The 6021-nt window shown below is 44.7% G+C and carries 4 protein-coding genes, 1 tRNA gene and 1 pseudogene; 2 read left to right on the top strand and 4 right to left on the bottom strand.

Annotated features, from left to right (window positions below; translation table 11 throughout):
• Window positions 1–217: 217 nt before the first annotated feature.
• A tRNA-Pro gene (locus IM485_RS05715) sits at window positions 218–291 on the bottom strand.
• 71 nt (window positions 292–362) lie between these two features.
• On the opposite strand from IM485_RS05715, the gene lipA reads away from it, so the two are divergent.
• Window positions 363–1268, top strand: a complete 906-nt coding sequence (gene lipA, locus IM485_RS05710; RefSeq protein ID WP_416209703.1) for a lipoyl synthase — start codon at window positions 363–365, stop codon at window positions 1266–1268.
• On the opposite strand, the gene rdgB is transcribed toward lipA, so the two are convergent.
• Together rdgB and IM485_RS05700 are read right to left on the bottom strand one after the other, a co-directional pair.
• On the bottom strand, window positions 1231–1824 hold the full coding sequence (gene rdgB / locus IM485_RS05705) for an RdgB/HAM1 family non-canonical purine NTP pyrophosphatase (protein ID WP_271936017.1): 594 nt from the start codon (window positions 1822–1824) through the stop codon (window positions 1231–1233). The two genes, lipA and rdgB, sit on opposite strands and share 38 nt — an antisense overlap.
• 158 nt (window positions 1825–1982) lie before the next feature.
• Window positions 1983–2906: a class II fructose-bisphosphate aldolase gene (locus IM485_RS05700; RefSeq protein WP_238141807.1), complete on the bottom strand. Its 924-nt coding sequence runs from the start codon at window positions 2904–2906 to the stop codon at window positions 1983–1985.
• A 358-nt stretch (window positions 2907–3264) separates the two neighbouring features.
• Here IM485_RS05700 and hflX point away from each other — a divergent pair, with 358 nt between their 5' ends.
• The gene (hflX, locus tag IM485_RS05695; RefSeq protein WP_104395274.1) at window positions 3265–4908 is read left to right on the top strand and encodes a GTPase HflX; all 1644 of its coding nucleotides are present in this window, start codon (window positions 3265–3267) and stop codon (window positions 4906–4908) included.
• 317 nt (window positions 4909–5225) lie between these two features.
• Here hflX and IM485_RS05690 read toward each other — a convergent pair.
• Window positions 5226–6021 (bottom strand): annotated as a pseudogene (locus IM485_RS05690) (ISAs1 family transposase); the annotation flags it as partial.

Genomic DNA, 6021 nt, shown 5'->3' with positions numbered 1-6021 from the left:
GAAAATTCCCCAAGCTCCCTCTCTGTCCAGCAATGCTCTAAAGTTGATAAATATCAATCTAACAAAAACTCAAAGCCCTATTGTACAAACTTTACAAGCATGAGTTGTTGATAGTTTTGCATGACAGGTTCGGTAGAGCCGAAGAAATTAAAAGCCAAACTGACCGACAATTACCCCTCTCAATTCTACTTTTGCCTCTCCCCTTGATTGTCTTTAATCGGGATGACAGGATTCGAACCTGCGGCCCCTTCGTCCCGAACGAAGTGCGCTACCAAGCTGCGCTACATCCCGAAAATTTTCAGCTAAATCATCATAGCATATTCGGCCTTGATTGGGTCGAGACTTGCTAGGATATTAGGGATATAGGCAAAAATTATCGGAGTAGTTCAGGCGTGACGGTCAAACCAGAGTGGTTACGGGTAAAAGCACCGCAATGGCAACGAGTCGGCAGTGTTAAGGAAGTTTTACGCGATTTAGGCTTAAATACCGTTTGTGAGGAGGCTTCCTGTCCCAATATCGGCGAATGTTTCCACGCGGGGACGGCTACCTTTTTAATTATGGGTCCTGCTTGCACTCGTGCCTGTCCTTACTGTGACATCGATTTTGAGAAAAAACCGCAACCTTTAGACTCCACGGAACCCCAGCGACTAGCGGCAGCCGTGCAACGTCTTGATCTTAATCATGTAGTGATCACTTCTGTCAATCGCGATGATTTGGCCGATGGAGGCGCTAGTCAATTTGTCCGTTGTATCGAGGAAATTCGCCGCATTTCCCCGAAAACCACTATAGAAGTGCTGATTCCCGATCTTTGTGGCAATTGGCAGGCTTTAGCTTTGATTCTTGCCGCTAAACCCGAAGTTTTAAACCACAATACCGAAACTGTTCCCCGTCTCTATCGTCGCGTGCGTCCCCAGGGTGATTACCAGCGTTCTCTAGAATTATTGCAGCGCGCTCGCGCCATTGTTCCCGCTACCTACACAAAATCGGGCATTATGGTGGGATTGGGGGAAACCGACGAGGAAGTGCGGCAAGTGATGGGCGATTTACGGGCCGTCGATTGTGATATTCTCACCATCGGGCAGTATCTGCAACCATCGCCAAAACATCTCGGTGTACAGGAATTTATCACCCCCGAACAGTTCCAAGCTTGGCGCGAATACGGTGAGTCTCTGGGATTTTTACAAATTGTTGCGAGTCCCTTGACAAGAAGCTCTTATCATGCTGAACAAGTCAGAGCCTTGATGAATTTGTATCCGCGAGAGTCTTGAGATGGGGCAGCAATTGCTGAAAAGCTCGTCCTCGATGGCTAATTTTTCTTTTTAATTCGGGAGACATTTCCGCAAAGGTTAAAGCGTATTCGGGGACATAAAAAATCGGATCGTAACCAAAACCACCTTTACCCCTAGGACTGGTGAGAATTTCTCCCGTGCAGATTCCTGTGGCGCTCAAGGCAATCTCACCATCGGGACGGGCGATCGCAATTACACAGACAAAACGGGCCGAACGATCCTGATTATCCCCTAATTCTCTGACTAGGCGATCGATTCTTTCTCGATCATTTTCACCATAGCGGGCCGAGTAAATCCCCGGGGCATTTCCTAACCCGGTTACTTCCAATCCCGAATCATCGGCGATCGACCATTCTCCCAATGTTAGGGCAATTTGAGCAGCTTTTAAATAGGCATTTTCGGCAAAAGTCGCCCCTGTTTCCTCTATCTCTAAATCATCGGGTTTTAACTGCAATTCTAGGTCGATATCAGTTAAGTATTCCCCTATCTCTGCCAATTTACCCGGATTACTCGTAGCTAGAATTAATTTTTTCATCGGCCTTTTATCTCAGTGATCAGTTACCAGTTACCAGTTATCAAATATGAGGTTTCAGCTTACTAGACCTCCAGGTAATATTATCTCAAGACTAAAAGTCTTTCTGGTTGATTAACCCGTATTTTTTCAGTGAATTGCAGATATCTACTGATAACTGATTACTGTTTACTGATAACTGATAGTCCCGCTAACATTTGAGCGTAGGGAGTTTCGTGGAGGTGGGCCTTATTGACAGCACCAAAAAGGGTTAATTTGTCGATAATTACCGATTTCATCGCGGAAATTGCCTCTCCTGCGATCTCTAATAAATCCTTATCCTCTGGCCCGCAAATTTCCCGTTTTAGGGACTGCATATAGGCTTGACGCACTTCCGTATTAACATTAAATTTGCAGACTCCTAACTGGATCGATCGCCCGATCATTTCTGGGGGTAAACCGGAAGCACCGTGTAAAACTAGGGGAATAGACAGAAGTTGTCGAATCCGGGCCAGGCGATCGAAATCGAGACGGGGCGGACTTTTGTACTCGCCATGGACATTACCGATAGTTACGGCCAGAGAATCCACTCCCGTTGCCTGCACAAATTGCACTGCTTGCTCAGGATCTGTCATTTTAGCCTCTTTTTCGGCAATAGTTAACCCGTCCTCAGTGCCGCTAATTCGGCCGATTTCTGCCTCCACCACAGCCCCGTATTCGTGAGCGAGACGAGTCATTTCTTTGGTAAAAGCGAGATTATCTTGGTAGGGAAGATGAGAGCCATCGGCCATAATTGAGGTCATCCCCGCTTCTAGAGCCTCGTAGATGTCGCTGGCTTTAGTGCTATGGTCAAGATGGACCGAGATAGGAACCTTGGCCGAGCGAGCGGCCTCTAAACAGAGAGCGACGAGGGTGGAACTGCCATAACGCAAAGCACTGGGGTGAATTTGCAACATAGCGGGACTACGGCAATCCTCGGCGGCACTAATCACTGCTTTGACCCCTTCTAGGTTATAAACATTAAAAGCCCCGATCGCATAGATATTTTTGCGAGCGGTTTCGAGGAGTTCCTGAGTAGAAGCGAGCATAATATGGAAAATAACCATTGATACTGCCCAATTTTACCCTAATTAGGGCTGGCTTCTAGAGGACAAATAATACTAAATCCGTTGAGTATAGGCTACTTATAAGGATAGGCAATAGGCAATAGGCAATAGGCAATAGGCAATAGGCAATAGGCAATAGGCAATAGGCAATAGGCAATAGGCAATAGGCAATAGGCAATAGGCAATAGGCAATAGGCAATAGGCAATAGGAGGAATAGATAATCAGTTTTTAATAACTGGATTTAGTATAAAAGGGCAGCGATGGTCATAATCGCTACAATAATAGATAAAATCCTAATTGTGAGGAAAGCCTATCGATACCATCTTCGGCAATACCCAGGGACTGAAAGCTAGTCAGATGAAACAGCTACAAAGGCTGTACCATGAACGCTTGCCTATTGATACTCTCACCACCCCAGAATTCGCCCAAAGACTGGCGGCCATCAGTACCGATATCCATCAACCCCTCTGCACCTATATCAACCGTCGCGGCCAGGTAATTCGTGTGGGAGTGGGAACCCCCCGACAAACCCAATTTTCTCTCTTGGAACTACCCCGCTACGGTTCCGAGCGTCTTTGCGGAATTCGTTGCATCGCCACGGAACTCAAGCAGGAACCGCCAAAAGAATCCAGTTTAACCGCCATGGCTCTGCAAAGATTAGACGCACTGGTGATCTTAACCCTAACCGGCACAGGCATGATCCGTCGCGGTGGTGGGGCGACCGGTTATGTGGAGCAGGTCTATCTGGCGCATCTCATACCACAAAGTCAAACAAATGTCAATAGTAATATATACTGGTCTGTCTCGCCTCCCTTAAATCTAGAGGATTTAAGCAAACAGGACTTTTTAGAGTTAGTGGAAGGACTAGAGGCGGAGTTTCAGCGAGAATTTACCGCTATAACCGTTGATACAGCCGAAGATCGGGTGCTATTGGTTGGTTTAATGACCGACAATATGAGCGATCGCCAGTTTGAGGACGGTTTAAGCGAATTAGAACGTTTAGTTGATACCGCCGGGGGTAAAGTTTTGCAAGTCACCCGACAAAAACGGGATCATCCCCATCCTCAAACTGTGATCGGTTCGGGAAAAGTGGCAGAAATCGCCCTACAGGTGCAAACTTCGGGGGCTAATTTAGTTGTATTCAATCGCGACCTTTCTCCCGCCCAAATTCGCAATCTAGAGAACCAAATCGGGGTGAGAGTGGTCGATCGCACCGAGGTGATCCTAGACATTTTCGCCCAACGGGCCCAGTCGCAAGCGGGTAAACTACAGGTAGAATTAGCCCAATTAGAATACACTTTACCCCGTCTCACGGGGCGCGGATTAGCCATGTCGAGATTAGGGGGAGGAATTGGCACTCGTGGACCGGGGGAGACAAAATTAGAAACAGAACGCCGAACTATTCAACGTCGTTTATCCCGTCTCCAGGATGAGGTGGATCAACTGCAAGCTCATCGTTCCCGTTTACGCAAACAACGGCAAAAACAAGATGTAGCCAGTGTGGCGATCGTCGGTTACACCAATGCGGGAAAATCTACTTTAATTAATGCGCTCACCGCTGCCGAAGTTTATACCGCCGATCAACTGTTTGCTACCCTCGATCCCACCACCCGACGCTTAACTATTACCGATCCCCTCAGCCAAGTCTCTCACACCCTGTTACTAACCGATACGGTGGGTTTTATCCATGAATTACCCCCCTCGCTGGTGGATGCTTTTCGGGCAACTTTAGAGGAAGTAACGGAAGCAGAAGCATTACTCCATCTGGTGGATCTCTCCCATCCAGCTTGGGAAAGTCAGATTGCCTCGGTATTAAAAATCCTCTCCCAGATGCCGATTCAAACCGGTCCGATGTTAATGGTGTTTAATAAGTTGGATCAGGTAAAAAGCGAGGATTTGGAAATAGCTAAGGAAAAATATCCCCAAGCTGTTTTTATCTCGGCTATTCGTCGCCTAGGATTGGAGACTTTAAAACAAAAGTTAATCGATTTAACCGCTTAAGTATAGCAGTAAGCTGTCAGTATTCAGGAGTCAGGAGTCAGTATTCAGGAGTTAGTCCTGATGCCAAACTTGGCACCGCTAAACATGAAAATATTCTGATTGACGAATTGGCGTTATTTCAACTTCTATTTTCAAGTCAGTGCCTCTCCTGATATGTAGCCTATACTCAACGGATTTAGTATTACTTCCGATTTTATCACTCAATCCAAGCTTTTGGGGGGTTCTACCCTCCAAACCCCTAGGGTTGATTCATTTAAATTAAGTACAGCTGATTTTGAGTAAATAAATTTGACTGAAGATTCTCAAGTTTATCTTTTGATATAGTAAGCTGTTTCTTCATAGGTTTTATCCCCGCGACTACCCTTTCTTTCTACTTTAATAAGTCTTCGTAGATTTTCAAACCCTTGTCTTTCATTTTTACTCACTTTAAAAACTTCTATTTTTCTTGATATTTTTCGTCCATGACTATTATCTTGTTCAAGAAAGCAACTTTCTGGCTTTGAGGAATTACTCAGGTCTTGTATTCGCTGATAAAGATTTTTCTGATTTCCTTTAACGGTGATAACATAATCATTTTTACTCTTGGCTATTAAGCTGATTGTTTTTTTCTTACAGTGTCAAGCATCGCCAGTAAAAACTTTATTTTGGAGAGAGCAATCTTCAATCATAGCTTGACCTTCGTCGATTTCAGATCCTTTTTTGTTTTCGATTCTTTTTAAGTGTAATACTAATCCACTTTCTTGACTAAACAATAAACAACATAATAAAATTTTGTTGTTTATTGTTAGGATTCTTTAGGGTATTTTTGAGACTTTTTTTATCTATGCCTAGCCAATTTATGTCATCTCTTTGTCCATATTCTTATAATGCCCATTCATTAAACATTTTTAACAAACTCTGCCAGTAAACTCCCATCATTACCTTTCTAATTGTTGAATAGGATGGGACTCTTTCTGGAATTATGTTAAATTTTTGACTGAGCCTGTGCCGACCCTTCGACTTGGCTCAGGGCAAGTTATTTTTAGCAAACTCTCCTAGCTCTCTATAACCTGAGTATCCTAGCATTGTTCCCAGTATTATTACTACTAATACTATCCATAAAGGGTGTCTTTT

It is taken from the genome of Microcystis sp. M169S2, assembly GCF_020245865.1.
Classification (GTDB): Bacteria; Cyanobacteriota; Cyanobacteriia; order Cyanobacteriales; family Microcystaceae; genus Microcystis; species Microcystis ichthyoblabe_A.
Note: the sequence above shows the minus strand (reverse complement) of the source record. Positions and strands in the feature narration are given on the sequence as shown.